Source organism: Vibrio hyugaensis, from assembly GCF_002906655.1.
Lineage (GTDB): Bacteria > Pseudomonadota > Gammaproteobacteria > Enterobacterales > Vibrionaceae > Vibrio > Vibrio hyugaensis.
In genome coordinates, this window is sequence record NZ_CP025795.1 from 712,820 (window position 1) to 730,653 (window position 17,834).

17 protein-coding genes are annotated in these 17,834 nt (G+C 43.6%); 6 read left to right on the plus strand and 11 right to left on the minus strand.

The features are described from left to right. Window positions 1-13: 13 nt before the first annotated feature. The 4 genes from C1S74_RS20425 to C1S74_RS27010 all read right to left on the minus strand — a co-directional run bounded on the left by C1S74_RS20425 (window position 14) and on the right by C1S74_RS27010 (window position 2,227). Window positions 14-232: a hypothetical protein gene (locus C1S74_RS20425; RefSeq protein ID WP_045397401.1), complete on the minus strand. Its 219-nt coding sequence runs from the start codon at window positions 230-232 to the stop codon at window positions 14-16. Window positions 233-383: 151 nt separating this feature from the next. Beyond that, window positions 384-1,439: an ACR3 family arsenite efflux transporter gene (arsB, locus tag C1S74_RS20430; protein ID WP_045397404.1), complete on the minus strand. Its 1,056-nt coding sequence runs from the start codon at window positions 1,437-1,439 to the stop codon at window positions 384-386. 85 nt (window positions 1,440-1,524) lie between these two features. Beyond that, window positions 1,525-1,866 carry an ArsR/SmtB family transcription factor gene (locus C1S74_RS20435; RefSeq protein ID WP_045397406.1) on the minus strand — a complete coding sequence of 114 codons (342 nt, stop codon included), beginning with the start codon at window positions 1,864-1,866 and terminating at the stop codon, window positions 1,525-1,527. 229 nt (window positions 1,867-2,095) lie between these two features. Further along, on the minus strand, window positions 2,096-2,227 hold the full coding sequence (locus C1S74_RS27010; RefSeq protein WP_258075232.1) for a hypothetical protein: 132 nt from the start codon (window positions 2,225-2,227) through the stop codon (window positions 2,096-2,098). A gap of 227 nt (window positions 2,228-2,454) precedes the next feature. Here C1S74_RS27010 and C1S74_RS20440 point away from each other — a divergent pair, with 227 nt between their 5' ends. After that, the gene (locus C1S74_RS20440; RefSeq protein ID WP_045397409.1) at window positions 2,455-4,227 is read left to right on the plus strand and encodes an SgrR family transcriptional regulator; all 1,773 of its coding nucleotides are present in this window, start codon (window positions 2,455-2,457) and stop codon (window positions 4,225-4,227) included. Between the two features lie 372 nt (window positions 4,228-4,599). Here C1S74_RS20440 and C1S74_RS20445 read toward each other — a convergent pair whose 3' ends face one another. The 3 genes from C1S74_RS20445 to C1S74_RS20460 all read right to left on the minus strand — a co-directional run bounded on the left by C1S74_RS20445 (window position 4,600) and on the right by C1S74_RS20460 (window position 7,221). Next, complete coding sequence (locus C1S74_RS20445) at window positions 4,600-5,544, minus strand: hypothetical protein (RefSeq protein ID WP_045397412.1); 945 nt, start codon at window positions 5,542-5,544, stop codon at window positions 4,600-4,602. Between the two features lie 520 nt (window positions 5,545-6,064). Continuing rightward, window positions 6,065-6,796: a hypothetical protein gene (locus tag C1S74_RS20455; protein WP_045397415.1), complete on the minus strand. Its 732-nt coding sequence runs from the start codon at window positions 6,794-6,796 to the stop codon at window positions 6,065-6,067. Between the two features lie 89 nt (window positions 6,797-6,885). After that, window positions 6,886-7,221 (minus strand): helix-turn-helix domain-containing protein, encoded by a 336-nt coding sequence (locus C1S74_RS20460; protein ID WP_045397418.1) that lies wholly within the window; start codon window positions 7,219-7,221, stop codon window positions 6,886-6,888. Between the two features lie 139 nt (window positions 7,222-7,360). Between C1S74_RS20460 and C1S74_RS20465 the strand changes: the two genes are divergently transcribed. The 3 genes from C1S74_RS20465 (at window position 7,361) to C1S74_RS20475 (ending at window position 10,112) form a co-directional block, all read left to right on the plus strand. Continuing rightward, a complete protein-coding gene (locus C1S74_RS20465) occupies window positions 7,361-7,672 on the plus strand; it encodes a hypothetical protein (RefSeq protein WP_045397420.1) in 312 nt (103 codons plus the stop codon). A gap of 709 nt (window positions 7,673-8,381) precedes the next feature. Further along, on the plus strand, window positions 8,382-9,539 hold the full coding sequence (locus C1S74_RS20470; protein WP_045397423.1) for an amino acid permease: 1,158 nt from the start codon (window positions 8,382-8,384) through the stop codon (window positions 9,537-9,539). A gap of 249 nt (window positions 9,540-9,788) precedes the next feature. Next, window positions 9,789-10,112, plus strand: coding sequence for a VPA0510 family protein (locus C1S74_RS20475; RefSeq protein ID WP_045397426.1), 324 nt, complete (start codon window positions 9,789-9,791; stop codon window positions 10,110-10,112). 61 nt (window positions 10,113-10,173) lie between these two features. Here the strand turns inward: C1S74_RS20475 and C1S74_RS20480 are convergent, their stop codons facing one another. The 4 genes from C1S74_RS20480 to C1S74_RS20500 form a co-directional block, all read right to left on the minus strand. Then, the gene (locus C1S74_RS20480; RefSeq protein ID WP_045397429.1) at window positions 10,174-12,045 is read right to left on the minus strand and encodes a methyl-accepting chemotaxis protein; all 1,872 of its coding nucleotides are present in this window, start codon (window positions 12,043-12,045) and stop codon (window positions 10,174-10,176) included. A gap of 456 nt (window positions 12,046-12,501) precedes the next feature. Then, entirely contained in the window at window positions 12,502-13,866 is a 1,365-nt protein-coding gene (locus tag C1S74_RS20485) for a YjiH family protein (protein ID WP_045397431.1), read from the minus strand. 468 nt (window positions 13,867-14,334) lie between these two features. After that, window positions 14,335-15,006, minus strand: a complete 672-nt coding sequence (locus tag C1S74_RS20495; RefSeq protein WP_045397432.1) for a YoaK family protein — start codon at window positions 15,004-15,006, stop codon at window positions 14,335-14,337. A gap of 152 nt (window positions 15,007-15,158) precedes the next feature. Then, window positions 15,159-15,560 carry a GFA family protein gene (locus C1S74_RS20500; RefSeq protein WP_045397435.1) on the minus strand — a complete coding sequence of 134 codons (402 nt, stop codon included), beginning with the start codon at window positions 15,558-15,560 and terminating at the stop codon, window positions 15,159-15,161. Between the two features lie 210 nt (window positions 15,561-15,770). On the opposite strand from C1S74_RS20500, the gene C1S74_RS20505 reads away from it, so the two are divergent. Then, window positions 15,771-16,403: a hypothetical protein gene (locus C1S74_RS20505; RefSeq protein ID WP_045397436.1), complete on the plus strand. Its 633-nt coding sequence runs from the start codon at window positions 15,771-15,773 to the stop codon at window positions 16,401-16,403. 120 nt (window positions 16,404-16,523) lie between these two features. Then, complete coding sequence (gene shyA / locus C1S74_RS20510) at window positions 16,524-17,810, plus strand: peptidoglycan DD-endopeptidase ShyA (protein ID WP_045397439.1); 1,287 nt, start codon at window positions 16,524-16,526, stop codon at window positions 17,808-17,810. The last annotated feature ends 24 nt before the right edge of the window (window positions 17,811-17,834 follow it).

Sequence of the window (17,834 nt, forward strand, 5' to 3'; positions counted from 1 at the left end):
GATGCTGTGGAAACTATGCACGCTTCACTGAGTTTATCGTTGTCCCAGACTTGGAATCCACAATAGCTAGATCAGACAGCAGTTGTTGCAAGAGTTCTGCTGCATGAACGTTCGCTCGGACCTTATCTATATCGCTGAAATTAGTATTGTTCTCTTCTTCTAGGTATTTAATCGTCTGTTGTGAAAGCTTGAGAACAGCATGCCACTTCAGTTTTTTGTACTCTATATTCATTACTCACGCTCCTCTATGAACAATCAATTTAAAACATTGTTCAAAACTTTGTGTTAGCAAATCGGATTTTGTTGATTCAGTGATGCCTAGAACAATAAAAAAGCGCCTTTCGTGATGACGAGAGGCGCTTATAAGTGACTAAAATAATATATTATTTGTAGTATTTCTGTTTCATTTTCAGAGCGACATTAACCAGAGCAATCAAGACAGGAACCTCGATTAGAGGACCAATCACACCAGCAAAAGCTTGGTCTGAGTTTAGGCCAAACACCGCGATAGAAACCGCAATTGCCAATTCAAAGTTGTTGCCTGTTGCAGTGAAAGCAATCGACGCATTTTTGTCGTAGTCGATGCCCATTTTCTTACCAACGAAGAAGCTTACAAAGAACATCAATACGAAGTAAATTGCCAGCGGAATTGCTACACGGAATACATCCATTGGCAGTTCAAGAATCATTTCACCTTTTAAGCTGAACATCAGTACGATGGTCGCAAGCAGGGCGATAAGCGTAATTGGTGAAATGCGTGGGATGAACACTTCGTTGTACCATTGTTCACCTTTCGCAGCGACCAGCCATTTACGGCTTAGGAAGCCCGCTAGGAATGGGATACCAAGGTAAATCAGTACACTTTCCGCGATGTCCATCATCGAGATATCTACCACGAAACCTTCGTAACCAAAGACTGGTGGCAACACAGTGATGAACAACCATGCCATTACACTGTAAGTCACGATTTGGAAAGCACTGTTTAGTGCAACTAGGGCTGCGCCGTATTCTTTGTTACCGCCACCGATATCGTTCCATACAAGCACCATCGCAATACAACGAGCAAGACCGATCAGAATGATACCGACCATGTAACCCGGATGATCACCTAGGAAAGTCAATGCAAGGATGAACATCAAAATAGGGCCGACAATCCAGTTCATCACCAATGACAGCGTAATTGCTTTTTTGTCTTTAGTGACGGTGCCTAATAAGTTGTAGTTCACTTTTGCTAGCGGTGGGTACATCATCAAAATCAAACCGATCGCTAGCGGCACGTTAGTACTGCCTACAGACATAGATTCGTTCCATTCTGCAACTTGTGGGAAAGCAGCGCCAATACCCACACCAATAGCCATAGCGACAAAGATCCAAACCGTAAGGTAACGGTCGAGGAAGCTCATTTTGTTGCCGGCACTATCTAAAACTTGAGTTGTCATAGTGTTCTCTTATTCGTTTATCGTCGAAAGGCGATACTTAAAGGTATAGTTTACCCCGGCGCACCTTACAAGTGCGCAAGGATAATTAATTAAAAAGGTTAGAAAATCCCAGATTGAACTTATCAAATGCGTCGCGTTGAATGCGGTAACACACCTTAGGCGGGTTAGGCTCTGCGCTGATAAAACCAGCTTGCTTTAAGATACGCAAATGTTCAGAAACCGTCGATTGTGCAAGACCTAGCTCAGAAACCAAATCACTGTTCAAACAACCGCCCATGGTATCGAGAGTGTGCAGGATATGCAGAATGCGCAAACGTGCTGGGTGTGACAGAGCTTTCGCTTGCGCTGCCAGAGTTTGTTCTTTCTCGAGTTGTTGTTGCGTTGTCTGAAAAGCAACTTCGCAAGTGTCGTTGCATTTATCACTCATTCGCTGGCCTTAATAGTTAATCGTCGAATTGCGATAAAGTTTACGCCTGCAGAGCTCAGGATGCAACTATAGAATCGAAACTAAGTAAAAAACGAAAGGCAAGTATGAATAAATTGCGGGGTTTAATTGCAAAGTTAGGTCATTGGCTTGATGAAAAAGAAAAGCAGAACTTAAAGATACAACGAAGTGGGGGTGTAGTATCAGGAGCTAAGTTCTGCTTAAGGTTCGTTTACCAGTTGAAGAAGTCGTTCATTGTTACCAGAGCCATAACTTCAAGCTTGTTGTCTGAATAAGCGACGCGTTCTCGAAAATAGGTTGCCATCGTAGGCATGTCTTTTGCTGATCGAATTTGGAATCGCATAGTGTTTCCTCCTTGTTGCTGACAGGGGCAGTATGCAAAGAAAAGGGGAGCTGAAAAAGAGAGTGAATTTCTGGGGTTTATTCCTAATAAGACCCAGAAGGTGCGCTAACTCACCGATTTTTACTCTTGGGGGGAATAAAAGGGGAACAAAGTGATTGGAAGTTTTCTTATTTTCTATTACTGAAGTTGAGTAAAATAAAGCTATACCCACTTATTGAGGGCGCTCGGTGTCTGATCTCAACTTGTTTCGTTACTACCAACGACTTACTCCCTTTGGGATTGGTGGTGAAGTCAAAACCACATTACAGGAAGTCTCTGACTTGCTGTTCACTTCTCCTCGTCATGCTCGCAGCTTATTATCGCAAATGCAGGATCAAGCGTGGTTAAGCTGGCTTCCAAAAGCGGGCCGAAACCAACGTTCTACTCTGTTGTTGAACATCGAGTTGAGTGCATTGAAAGAGAGTCTTGCTCTGGAACGTATCAAACTAGGTAAATACGAGAAAGCGCTGGCGATCCTCGATGAAGATGAAGCGGCATTTGGACGTTTGCTGAAAACCACCTCTGGCGCGTCTGTTCAAGAAGGGCGGCTCAATATCCAGCTTACCTATAAGCGTATGTTTGAGCGTATTGTTCCTCATCAACTTCATCGTAGCAGTGAGCGTTTCTTCCTGCGTCAAATCTATTGTTGTTTAGTGTCGAGTGATTACAACGGTGTGGTGAAACCAGAGCTTGCCCACCATTGGCGCTACGACGAGAAAAGTTATGAATGGACGTTTTACCTTCGCCCGGGGCTGACATTCCATAATGGTACGCCAATTGATGCCGATACGGTCGTATCCCTTTTTGCTAAACTTAGCTCGCTGGAGTATTACCAGAAAGAACTTGCGCACGTCGCTAACATTACTGCGCCAAATCCTCTCAAAGTCGTGTTTACTTTGAGCAAGCCGGATCTAGGCTTTGCAGGGCTTATTTCCGGCGTAAAATACGGCATTCAACCCGTTAGCCAAGTTAATGTCGCGAACAACAATTTGGTTGTTGGTAGTGGGCCATTCTCTGTGATTGAACACAGTGCTCATCGATTGAAGCTACAAGCGTTTGACAGCTATTACACCTGTCGAGTACTGACCGATGTGGTGACGATCTGGATTGTCAATGATGAGAAAATGGAGAACCCATCCCTAGCCGCGAACACACCGCCAAAGCAGGTGGAGAAAGCGGACGATGAGCTTGCCGACAGCATGTGCGGGCACTATATGTCGACCCAAGATGCAGAGGTCGCTCCGGCGAGTCAACACAGTCGCACAGAGGACGGCTGTTTGTTTACGCTTTTTAACCAGCATGCCAAGCATCCCTTGTCTCAAGCGCAGCGTCGCTACATTGCTGAGCTGATTCAACCAGAGCAACTTGCTGATGTCATGCGCAAAGAAAAAATTGTGTTTGGAAGTGTGCCGGCTTACAACATGTTGCCAACGTGGAAGCCTGTGCTAAGACCGTTTGGTTATGAGAGTAAGCTGCCAAAAAATATCACCATCGCAGGTTACAACTACACGGCGCTGCGTCGATGTGCTCGTGCGATTGCCAACCGTTTAGAAGGAACAGGAAGCAAAGTTTGTATTGTTATGTACTCCTACCGAGAGCTGAGTGAAAAGGCAAAAAATGGCATTTTGGATGAGACGTTGGTGGTCACTAACATCAACTTGGATGACAACCGTCATGCGTCTGCTTTTAGCAATTTTTTCACTAATACCGTATTGCATCACACCTTGGGCGAAGAGAACTCGACTTGGTTGGACGACCAATTAGAGAAAGTACGGGGCTACACTGAATTAGAAGGCTATCTTAAAGCGTTGGAGCCTATTGCCTCAACACTCGTTAGTGAATACTGGATTGCCCCAATGTTCCACCACACGCAAACGTTGCGCTTTCAAGGCGTTCTAGAAGACGTGGCGCTCACCAACTGGGGGTGGCCAGATATTCGGTCAGTGTGGTCGGCAGATTAATCAACCTGAGTTCAGGTTAATCAATACCCGTCGTTTGGCGAGTTGTTTGTATCTGCTATTAGGTGAAAGTAAGCAACGTTTCGATTTCTTTTAGCAAACAAGTGTGATGACTATCCATATTTGAAACTCACTGATGACAAATTTACGGAAAATGAAGTTTGAATTTAATTACGATAAATAACGAGTCAATAGTCGTAATGTGATCAAGTTAGATCATTACGTATTTATGAAAATGTATGAATAGATGCGGAAGTTCAAATTGTGCCTATTGATATGTTGCTAAGAGGCAAACCAAGAATACTTGAGTTCGTGACTTTATACTAAGCTTAGCTGTGTTCTGTAATAGACCTGTAATTAAGTCGTTCTAAAAGTTTACTTTGTTATTGGTTGCTTGAGTTGTTCATAGAGTCGTTCGTCAAGATTTAATTCTCGCGGCTTATCTTCTTGGAAGTAATGGGCATATACTGGATGATATTGTACCGCTAAGCTTAGAAGTTTTGGGTTGCTACAAAGCTTTTGGGTATTGATATGATAAATGTACATGTTGCCCAGACCTTTAACTTGTTGACGGGAATGAACCAAGTTGGCGCCGAGCTCTTCTAAAAAGCGCATGCTGGTAGCCCCTCTGGCAACAAGCAGAGTATCTGGAATATTAAAATAAGAGTGAATCAAACGATTCAACGCTAATCCTAGCAGGACTTCGCAATGAACAGAGGATCTAAAATACGTTAAACCAAAGAAGAGCAGATTATCTATATCGATATTTAATTCATTAATTTTTTCTTCTACACCAAACTTCTCGATTATTCCCTCACAGTACTCATGAAAGTATACGCAAGATTCAATATCTTCAGAGCTCTCGATATAGAAGGTCTCTACGTCGAATGTAATGTTTTGTTTGTCTAAATGTTCAACGACCTCTGTTATAGACGGAATGTTAAATGTGTATTCATAAAGATGTCTTGTCGTTTTGTTTGTACTTTTGAGGTATTTGACTTTTGAATCAATCGATTGTGTCTTGATTTGGTGGTAGGAGGAATCAAACTGTGACGTATACTGTCTAAATTGAACCTCGTTGATCTTTGGAACTTTGGGTACATCACACCGCTCGAAGTACTCATCTAAACAACCTACACAGTGAGCAATTAGAAGCTGTCGATACAAAGAGGGCTTTGTTACCCCATTACTCCAACGACTTAAGGTGATGGCATCGAGCCCCGCAAACTCATCGTACTTTAGCTGTAGCTTTATCATCAATTCTGAACGAGGCATCTGTTTTAAAATTTTTTCGTTTAGAAAACTCATAAAGTCTTGCATTGTTGCTTGCTCCTTATCGTTATTTTTTGGGCTGGAAGCTATGTTGGCTAAAGCACTCTATAACAAAAGTTAGCATCTTTGATCTAATTGTCTAGATGATGCTAATGTAATTAGCAGTTGAAGGTACTTATTGAGTTAGTCGTCTCATTTTAATTACATAAGACTTCCTATTTACAATGTTTTATTATGCCTAGCCTTTGATTTTCAATGGAAAGCGACTCCGCTTTGACTTACCCCTTACTCGCTTGTTTATTTAACACCAAGAAGATCAGTTTGGTTAGGAACGATGCGTTTCTGGGGACTGCAATCTGACCGCAGACAGCACACCTTCGGTTCCAATGCTATCTACTCCTCGTACATCTAAGGCGGTATCAAGAGCGGTCAAATTCAGTGCACGTCAATGGAGCGATATTGAGAAAGCTTAAGAGCCGATTCAATTCTTTGATAGGTTATTTGCACTCATCTCTGCAACAAAACTCGCCATACGCGGGTTTGCTTGTTTTATAGGCAGTGCACAGTGCTATAAAGGCGACTCCACCACGACAAACTTACGTTCTTCTCTGAGTGGTGCAAACCAAGTGTTGTTGTACTTAAAGTAGCTTTGCCCATCAACGACAACCGTTTCTTTTGTGTGTGGCAGCGAATTCACGATCTCACCGAGTTTGTATGGGCTTGGTTCTGGAGCTGGAGCTACTTGGGCTACATGTGCAGAACTCGAACTTGGCGAAGAGGACACAATCTGACCTGAAGGTGGTGCGTAGTTTGAAGCGGTCGAGGACGACGTGGTTACGCTATTGCCATTCACTATGGTGTAGTTACCACTTGGCGGATAACGGACATAGTCATATCTGTCCCCATTTCTACGATAGTAAGAGTCTTGAACAATGGCGTAGGTAATGCCGGAAAAAATCGCGAAGGTCGCAATGCCCACCAAATCGCTGTGATAGTAGTAGTAACGCCCACGATACGGTGGATACCAATATCCGGGTCTTACAAAGATAAACGACGAATGATTATGTGGTGGTCTCGCAACATACGGTGGCCGATGATAATAAGGTGGCCGGTAGTAGGGCGGCCGATGATAATGAGGTGGTTTACTTGGCCTATGAGGGCGATTTACTGGGCGTAAATCATGTTTGTTTCCTGGCTGCGTGATCGGCTTTACTGCGGGTTTCACTTGCGGTTGTGCAGACAAGCTTGCTGTCCCAAGCAGACAAATAGTGGTTACTGTAATGACCCAGGTGCTTCTCATAAGACGCCCTCCATAGGTTAGGAGTATCGAAGCGCTAATTTTTTAAGTTTAGCTCACCATAACTTTGTTTGAGTTAGGAGTCTAGGGATCTACTTTTTGTTCTCGTTGGCTTTTTGCTCTAGCACCAAGAAAATCAGTTTGGTTAGCATCGATTGTGCTTCTGGAGATAACAATCTTGCCGCAGACAACACATCTTCTGCTGCAATGTTATCTATTCCTCGCTCATCTAAGGCGATATCAAGATCGGTCAAATTCAGTGCACGTAAAATGGATCGATATTGAGAAAGTTTAAGATCCGATTCTCCTCGCTCAATCCTTTGGTAAGTTTTCGCACTCATCCCTGCGACTTTTGCCATTTGTTCACGCGATACGCCTTTCATTTTACGTCGCCTGATCAGAACTTCTATCAGCGGGTCAACTTGCATGTTCTCTCCTTATAGGACAGTTTTGTCCTTAAGCACGCAATAAACGGACCAGTTTAACCAGCCCTTATTTACCCAAGCTTTGATTGGGATAAGAATGGCATTCCACAAAAAATGCCGGGATATCAGTTAGTTTCATAAAATGGAAAAATATCAGTTTTATAAATCGGTCGATGGCGAAATTAGCATTCGCAAAATGCAACGCATTTTAGGGCAACTACTTGATGAGATTCGTGCTCGATGTCGAGAGACTAGATTGGATTTAGGTTGGCTGACAAGAGAGGCACAGAAACGTTTGATGATGTACAAAGAGTTGTATCTACATCGTAGCGACATTGATGAAGCTGAACTGAATAAGTCTTATGAAAAAATGAGTCTTATGGAGCGTCTAATTGCGGATATGGGTTTAGCTGCGATGACGTATATTATTGATGCGTTGGACAAAGAACTTTGATTTTTTTCGCTAAGCGACAGGTAAACGAAATAACAGCATGAGTTAAGAGTAACAGGGATTATTTTTAGAGAGGATGTAAATGCTGGGGAACCACTCCCAGCATTTAGAACACTCATTTACCAAAATCTTCGAACCGTAAATCAGTGTTTAGAGGTATGTGAACCGAAATGTGTCGGTATGAAGCGAATAATAACGACATTGGCGGATCTAGGCTATGTTCTGGGTTTCTAATGCCCTTCCACATAATGTACACTTTTATGTACACCCTCAAAATTGTGAGCCTCAACTCGCTTTTTATTCTTTATAGCGATAAAAGTCTAACCATCGGTTAAAAATGCAACATATATTTTGCAAGTCATCAGAGTCGTTAAAATATACGGCTATAAGATGGCGCTTTTGCTTTTCAATTGTCCTATTTATGCCTTACAATCCTCCCGAACCAAATCCATTCAGTAGAGAATGGGATTGACGAAAAGGATGTGCTGATTTTGCTTCGAACCCAAAATGAGACGTTCCGTGAATCAAAACTCTGCCCGGAAATGCTTCTCCTTAGACATAAACGCTTTTGCAGAGTCGAACCTGCTTGAGTCGTGGTTTTTTGCGCTCTGAATTTCAGTTGCGTAAGAGCCGGGCATTTTCGTAGATCGCGTTTCTAACCAAACTCGCGATAAGTCATGAATAAAACGGATTAAATTTAGAGGTATTAACCGTGAACTTAAAACTTGTTGGCAGCTCCCTGATCGTTGCAGGTACTGCTCTTGGCGCAGGTATGCTTGCTATACCAATGGTGCTTGCTCAATTCGGCCTCCTTTGGGGTACGCTTCTTATGCTGTTCATCTGGGCGGGTACCACCTATGCGGCGCTTCTTCTATTGGAAGCAAGCTGTAAAGTCGGTGGTGGCGTGAGCATGAACGCTATCGCTCGTGAAACACTAGGTAAAGGCGGTCAGTTTGTCACGAATGGTCTTCTTTACGCCTTACTTGTTTGCTTGTTAATGGCTTATATCATTGGCGCTGGTGACCTTGTACAGAAAGTCACAGCGTCAATGGGCATTCCAGTTTCAACTATTTCTAGCCAAGTTGGCTTTACTGTTCTTGTTGGTCTGATTGTGTCTGCTGGTACTGGCGTTGTTGATAAGCTTAACCGTGGTTTGTTCATCGGTATGATCATCGCACTCGTTCTAACGCTATTCTCTCTTGCGCCAAACGTGTCGTTTGAAGGGCTAAGTGAAGTTGTAAACGCTGATAAGATGGCACTTATCAAACAAAGCTCTGTTCTGTTTACCAGTTTCGGCTTTATGGTGGTTATCCCTTCTTTGGTGACATACAACAAAGAGGCGAGTAAGACACAACTTCGCAATATGATCATTGTCGGCTCAACTATCCCTCTCGTGTGTTACCTATTATGGTTGTTCGCGGTAGTGGGTAACTTGCCTCCGCATGAGCTGGTTCAATTCTCTAACGTATCTGAGTTGATCTCTGTACTTGGCCAACAGTACAAAGGCCTTGAGTTCATTCTTTCTATGTTCACGGGTTTGGCACTACTGACGTCTTTCTTAGGTGTGGCAATGGCGCTTTACGACCAAAACGCTGACCTACTCAAAGCAAGTAAGCCAGTGGTATTCGTGACGACGTTCATTTTGCCACTGCTTGGCGCAGTATTTGCTCCAGAACACTTCCTAGCGATCCTAAGTTACGCAGGTATTATCCTTGTGTTCCTAGCGGTGTTTGTTCCTCTGTCGATGACAATGAAAGTGCGTCGTGTACCAGTAGAAGACAACAACGTGTACGAAGCTGGTGGTGGCACGATGGGCATGAGCGTAATCTTCCTATTCGGTTGTTTCTTGCTGTTCGCTCAGGCCGTGTAACCTTGCTCGTTTTACGTTGAGCATTTAGCTGAACGAAAGTAATTGTTAAAGCCGTTTGTCTGATTGAGCAAGCGGCTTTTTTGTGCGTGTTTGTAAGTGCAATATCAGCATTGCTTATGGCTCTGACGATTGCTTGATAAATCACGCTGATATTTGACCAAAAGGTGAAATAGTCTCGCTTAAGACTGACAACTATGGCGTCGACTCTCCTTATGATGACCGTTAGGTTATAAAGTAAAGGGGAACAGAGTGTCTAAGCGACTTTCTCTCACGATTGCTGGAATGGTACTTTCTTTAGGCGTGTTCAGTGCTGAAGCCGTTGCGCATCCAAAACATAAGCATGGTCAGCATGGCCATCACCATGATCACAAACATAAACATAAACATAAACATAAACATAAACATAAAAAAGTGATAGTGGTAAAGCACAAGCGACCAAAGCATCACTATTACCATTACAGACATATCCCGCCACGTAGTACTTATATTCAGATTGGCAATTTTACTTACCTGAAAGTGGATGATCATTATTACAAGCGTTCTAAAGATCGTTATGTTCATGTGGTTTTGTAACCGATAAAAAACAGCGAGCACATAGGCTCGCTGTTTTGTTTTAAGTGAGTATAAAGAGAGGTTATACCGTAAAGCGGTTAAGGATCTCGTCTTGTTTACGAACATCTTCATGCTGTGCTTGCATCGCATCGTTGGTGCGATTTGCGGAGTCAGCAACTTGGGTCGAAAGATCTTTAATGTTGACTGTGTTGTTGTTGATCTCTTCTGCAACTAGGCTCTGTTCTTCTGCCGCTGACGCAATTTGCAGGTTCATATCAGAGATACGTTGAATTGCATCACGAATACGTTGCAGTGCACCATTGGCGAATTCGGCTTTCTCCACCGCTTCTACTGCGCTGCTCTTGCTTTGTTGCATAGCACTTGCCACTGATGATGCACCAGATTGAAGTTGTTCAATCATGCTGCGGATTTCTGTGGTTGATTCTTGAGTTCGCTGCGCCAATGTGCGGACTTCATCTGCTACTACGGCGAAGCCTCGGCCAGATTCGCCGGCACGTGCGGCTTCTATTGCAGCGTTAAGTGCAAGTAGGTTAGTTTGGTCAGCAATATCGTTGATCACCTTCAAGATGGTTTCAATATTTGCTGTTGCTGATTCAAGTCCTTGTACTTCTTCAACCGCTTGATCGATGCTGTCTGAAAGCAGGTTGATCGTTTCGGTTGATTCGTTCACGACAGAAGAACCTTGTACGGTTGCGTCGTCTGCTTCTTTCGCCGCACTTGCTGCGCCTTGCGCGTTGTTCGCCACTTCTGTTGCCGTCACAGACATCTCGTGCATCGCTGTTGCTAATTGTTCAAGTTCTTGAAGCTGAGTCTGAATCGCAGAAGCAGAGTCACGAGCGCCTTCTGCGGTAATTTGCGTACCACTTAGGATCTGATCAGAAATACTCTTCGACTCAACGATTTGATGCTGCAAGTTCTCCATAAAGGTATTGAAGCCCTTCGCTAACTCAGAGAACTCTTGGTCTGTGTTGGTATCCAGACGCTGAGTCAAATCACCTTTGCCTGAAGCGACAGCTTGGATTGCGCTGTTTAGCTCATCAAGTGGGCGCATCAATGTACGTATAAGAATGGTTAGCGCAATAATAGAAGCAATCACAGCAATCAGAGAATAGATGATGGCACTATTACGTAATGTAGCAACCGCAGCATAAGCAATGCTCTCATCGACTACGGCACCCACATACCAGTTCTCACTAGGGATATGAGTCAGGCTGACCATGTACTTGTCGCCGTCCATCTCAATGTGTTGAGCTCCAGATGTGATGTCAACTTGAGGCAGATAGCTTGATAGCTTCTCACCATTGTATTTCGCTTCTGGGTGAGCGATGGTTGTGCCATCAGCGGTGACTAAGAACAAGTAACCAGCGTCAAACAGATTAACTTGGTTCACTAAGTCGGAAAGAGTTGTTAACTCCATGTCGTAGAACATGGCCGCAAGGAATTGGCCAGCTTCATGAACTGGCGTACCGATAGAAATGATCACTTTCTTCGAGGATACGTCAACATATGGATCAGTGACGATCAATTTACCTTGTGCTTTTGCCGATACAAACCAAGGACGGACACGAGGGTCGTAATCGGCGCTAGCTTCCCAACCATCATCATTTTCGATCAAGAAGCCGTTGTTATCGTACGCGTAACCAATCGCCAGGAAACTGGACTTTGGCATTGGCTTTTCAAGCACTTCTTGCACGTAGTTATGGATGGTAGGATTTATTTCTAGAATCTCGGTTATGGATTGAGCGAGTTCTTTCTTGGCGTTCATTTCTGATTCTACGGTGTTCCCCACACCAGATAAGATCTCATTAACACTGGTATCAATGTGATCCTGAATATGTGAACGGATAGTAATAACTTGCTGTGTCGACAGCAATGCCACTGTAACAAGCAATAAAATTGAAGAGGCGGTAACAACCTTATGTCTGAACTTCATAGTTTTCCCTCTCGAGTCTCCCGGCTGGTTTACTCTGCTTTCACCTCTTTTACTTGGATGAATTACGCAGATGTGAACACACAATTGTGTTTGTTATTTTCCTTATCGACTGATATGTCAAAAACCTAAAGGTGATTTGTTTAATTTCTTAACAATTACCTGATTGTGTTCAAAAGTTGTGAGATTGATCTTCTTTGCAAGACTTCGTCATCAAACTGTTAAAAACATACAAATAGTATCATTGAGCCTTGCAGAAACAAGTCTGACTAGACGTATTTAGCTAATTTAAATCGATGAATTTAAAGTAATATTTATAAGTTTTTTATTGAAAATGAGATGTTTCTAAAGAGGCGGTTATCAGAAAGGTGGTAATAAATTGGAACGGAAATAACAAAATGAAGTTACTAATACAAAAAAGGCTCCGACGATGCGGAGCCTTTATTAAAAATTGCGATTTTAGAAAATCAAATGAGCAACACCAGCAATGACTGGGAGTGTAATCAGAGTACGTAGAATGAAGATGATAAACAGCTCTACAATGTTTACTGGGATCTTACTGCCTAGTAGTAGTGCACCGACTTCTGACATGTAGATAAGCTGAGTTACCGACATTGCCGCAATCACAAAGCGCGTCATTTCGTTGTCGATAGAAGCCGCAAGGATTGCTGGTATAAACATGTCAGCAAAACCAACTACGATAGTTTGAGAGGCTGCAGCGGCTTCTGGAACTTGTAGTAGCTCTAGGTAAGGGATAAATGGCTGACCTAGGATTTCGAATACTGATGTGTACTCTGCAATCACCAACGCCACGGTACCAAGGCCCATTACAACAGGTAGTACGCCAAATACCATGTCGATCGCGTTGTGTACGCCTTCTTTAAACACTGACTGTACTGATTTCACTTGGCCTGCACGTTTCAGTGCTAAGTCCATACCCCAAGAGAACGTTGTGTGACCGGCAGGTACTGCATCCGCGTCTTTCTTGGGCTTACTGCCATCCATGTAACGGTCTTTCTTGAGGCTTAGTGGTGGTAAGCGAGGAATAATGATCGCTGCGATAACACCGGCCAAACAGATTGCACCGTAGAAAGGAAGGAATAGATGCTCTAGTTGAACTTGAGCAAGTACAACCAAACTGAACGTGATGGATACCGCAGAGAAGGTGGTACCGACTACCGCCGCTTCACGTTGGGTGTAGAAGTTATTTTCGTATTGCTTGCTGGTTAAAAGGATACCAACACTGCCGTCACCTAACCAAGACGCCATACAGTCAATTGCGCTACGACCTGGAAGGTTAAACACAGGACGCATTACTTTACTCAGTAGTGCACCGAATAGTTCAAGCAGACCGAAGTTCAAAAGTAGCGGCAATAGTAGACCTGCAAAAATGAATACAGCAAATAGCGTCGGCAATAGACCAGTCAGAACAAGACCACCGGTGTTTTCTTCCCAGATCGCTTTAGGACCTACTTGGAAGAATGTCATCAAAACCGCAGCACCACCAATTAGGCGAACAAGCAACCATAGAGGTGATGGGTTGAACAAACCATTTAAGAAACCGTTACGCAAAACTGCCGCTGGCTTGAAAATTTTGCAAAGGACAGAAGCGACAGCCATGAAAGCAATAATAGCGGTAACGATAGCGATTAATGTATCGCCAAGAACAGCAGGAATGACTTTTGCCATTACCGCAACAGGAATTGTTAGACCACCATCGTAAGAGATAGGTGCCATGAAGAGTAGAAGACCAATCAGGGATGGGATGAAGAACATCCAGAAATTGCCCTTAGGCGCTTCAGCAGCATTGGTGTTGTTATGCATATTTGTCTCGTGTTACTACTAGTCAATACTTGCCATATCCCATGACATAAATATTCACTAAACATCCGTATTTAATCACAGTGTGCGGAGGTTACCCGCAAACTGCATCCATTGCAATACTATTCATTAAATACATCTAGTTATTCAGCCGTTTTTTCGGTTAAAAGTGCCAAACATAGAATCTTGTATATGAATTTGTTGATCATGTTGGAAAATTGTAGCACGTGAGCTGCTCGGCGCAGACTGTTAAGTGGTACAGTGTGACTAGAACAATAAAAAGCGTAGTAAATGTGATTCGGATCTCAAGGCATATGCAACGTTTTCTGTTAGTAGTATTACTTTATGTAGGGGTTTATAGGATAAAACTCTGAGTGCTACTTGAAAGTGAAGTTCTTTAGATAAAGCAAAGATGAAGAGGGTGTATAAAGAGGACGGTTCAAGACAAATGCTTAAACCGTCATAATTGCGTTAGGTGGTTTGATTGCGACTAATGAGGAAAAGATAACCCCAATATGCAAATGCGATGATGAAGGCCAAAATCGCAGGGAATGCTAATGCATAGAGTTCAAACGCATTAAACAACGTGGCTCCGGCAGTACCACCCAATAAAAAGCCAAAGAATATAAAGATAAACAGCTTGGCTTTACGACGGTCAAATTGGCGACCACGTAAGCTTTCCCCAATCATGATACCAAGATCGGTAATAATGCCGGTCATATGAGTGGTACGCACAACCGCGCCACTAAAAGTGGTGATCATAGCGTTCTGCAATCCACATGCAGCAGAAGCAAGGTACTGGCCATAGACATTACCTTGAACCAGAAAGCCCAAGCTGAGAAGCAACAAGCTACCTTCAATACAGAGTGCCACGCCGTAGCGACGGCCTAGCTTAAGTGCGCTGCTTTCGATAAAGAATCCACTAAACGCAGAACCAATCAAAAAGCTGAATACGATGAAGAGCAGATGGATAGTGCTGTCTGCATCGGTTAATAAGCTGTTCCCTAGCTGAGTTACGGTTCCGGAAAGATGCGTTATCGCTTGATGTTGAAAGCCAAGGAGACCCACGGCATTGACACAACCTGCTAAAAGAGCAAGTAAAAATGCGCCATATTCCACCCAACGAGGAAGTCTGGAAATCACAATAAAACCTCACCAAATGTTAGGAGCAGATTATAGCGCTCATGGCACGGAACGAAAGTACTTCCGCTACTACTTGGTTGATCATTCTCAATAAAGTCTCAACTATTATTGAGCCGATTCAAATAAATAAAGAGCGAGTAGAGAATAACAGCTTAGATTATGTGTTCCATGGGGCATTCAAAACTGACCCAACCGTGTTTTCTTTGCTCATAAATAGAAACGGTCGGTTCAGGGAATTCTTTGTCATTAAACAATCCCATAGGAATCACGGCGTAATCGGGTGCGTCCAACAATTGTAAACGCATGGTCGTGCCGCACGCAGGGCAGAACTCGTATTGAACTTGATTGCCTGAATCAGCAATTCGAATGTAACTGGTGACGTTACCATCAAGGATGACTTGGTCTTTGTTGAATCGAGCTTGAACGCCGAACACACTTCCCGTGCGTTTTTGGCACTCGAAGCAATGGTAGACAGAAGTGCGAATAGGTTCTGCGGTGCAGCGCAGTTGAACTAAACCACAGGCGCATTCACAGGTGTGGGTGATTTTTGTCATCGTTCTTCCCAATCGGTTGCTCATCATTCAACCATCTCACTTCACGATACTGGCTCAATGATAAGATCTTGGTTTGACGTCACTTGAGTACAGTTTAGTTTAATTTTGAAACACTTGAGGTTCGACACCTCAGTGGTGGATGCGGTGATGACATCTGATTTGGTATATACTCCGTGCATAATTAGAGAACAAGAACACAAGGAAGTCTTCATGGCTCGTAAAAGAATCCTACCTATTCCCCTCATTCTACTTATCCCGATCGTTTTGCTTGCAGCAGTGATTATCGCTGGTATTTATCGTTTTAGTCTTTCTGATGACGAAATCATGGCGAAGTTTCCTCAAGCGCAGGCCCAATCCAATCCCATTGTCGAAGAAGTATTGGGCATTCAGTCACGAAACCCATGGACCGTCCAAGTCCCAGAACAGGGGGCGGTGACTTTCTTACAAGAGTGGGATAAAGAGCATGGCTACTTAAAAGGGGAGTACGATGCGGGCGGAACAAAAGGATCTGTACTGGTACCAACTGAATTTATTGCCAAGCGAGACATTGAGGATACCACTTGGATTGCCGCTCCAGTGATAGTGACGACACAAGGTTCAGGCGCATTTTACTACCTTGGTTTGTTTAAGTTTGATCCCGTGCCAAGTCGTGTGGTGTTACTTAATAGCGTGTTTGTTGGCGATCGAATTCAAATGTCGCAGCTTGAATGGATAGATGACAAACAGATATCGCTATCTTACTTAGAACATGGTGAGGATCAAGCGATGGCAGAACAACCAGAACAATTGATATCGAAGACGCTCAAGCGTGTAGGTAATGACCTACATATGCAACAGTACTGAATTTTTTTGTCTTCTGTAAAAAATAAGTGTTTTCTGCGCTAGATCTCGTAATTACCTAGTGATTTCTTATGCGGGAATGCATAAGCTATGAGCCTTGTTATAAAGGAGATAGTAATTCCCGTGTCTACAAATGAAATTACAACAAGACGGTTGCCGAATCTGACAAGTCGTAAAGCGCTACTGTTGTACTCCTTGCCAGTATTAGTTGCGATTGGTGTTTCCAACTCTCTCAAAGAGTCTTCCCTTACCAAAACCATCGCCTTAAACCTGCCAGAGTCGCAGGTTGTTGAAAAAATTCTTGATGCGAAGACAGCCGTCGTTGTCACGCCACCCAATTTTGAATATCAAATCCAAGCAGGTGACAACCTGAGCACCATTTTCAGCCAATTGGGTCTTGGCTACAGTTCGCTGATGAAAGTGATGGAAACGGATTTAAACTTCCTTGCCCTTGATACGCTGAAACCAGGCAATACGCTGCGTTTTTGGCTTGATGAATCGACAGGTGAATTAGATAAGATGGAGCTGCAATTCTCCATCGCAGACAAAGTGGTTTACCACCGTAATGATGACGGCAGCTACGATTTCTCAGATATCTCTATCCCAGGTGTATGGCACCAAGAGCCTCTCGTCGGTGTGATTCGTGGCAGCTTCTCTTCTTCTGCACATCGTTTGGGCTTAAGTTCGGCTGAAATTAGCCAAGTTGTGAACTTACTTAAAGAGCAAGTGAATTTCGGCAAAGACTTGCGTGCAGGCGATCGTTTTGAAGTCGTGCGTCGTTCTCAGACGATTGATGGTGTATCGACGGGTAAAAACGAAATTGAAGCGATTAAGATCTACAATCGTGGCCGTGAAGTGACGGCTTACCTTCATACTGATGGTCAATTCTATAACGCAAAAGGTGAAAGCCTACAGCGTGCCTTCCAACGCTACCCTGTTAGCCGAAATTGGCGTATTAGCTCGGGCTTTAACCCGAACCGGCTACACCCAGTAACGGGGCGTGTAGCTCCTCACAATGGTACTGACTGGGCTGTGCCGATTGGTACTCCTGTAGAAGCGACGGGTGATGGTACGGTGATCATGACACGTAAACACCCATATGCGGGCAATTATGTGGTGATCGAGCACGGCAGCAAATACAAAACTCGCTACCTTCACTTGAGTAAGATCTTAGTCAAGAAAGGTCAGAAAGTTTCTCGTGGCCAACGTATTGGTCTATCCGGTAAAACGGGTCGTGTGACTGGCCCACACCTCCACTATGAGTTGATTGAATACGGTCGTCCGGTGAACGCGATGCGCGCGAAGATCCCGATGGCAAGTTCAGTACCTAAGAAAGAAATGGCCTCTTTTGTAGCAAACCGTAATGAAATGGATAAGCTGCTTAAAGACAAAGAGAAAGCTGTTCTTTAATTGAATAAAAAAGACCAAACATTG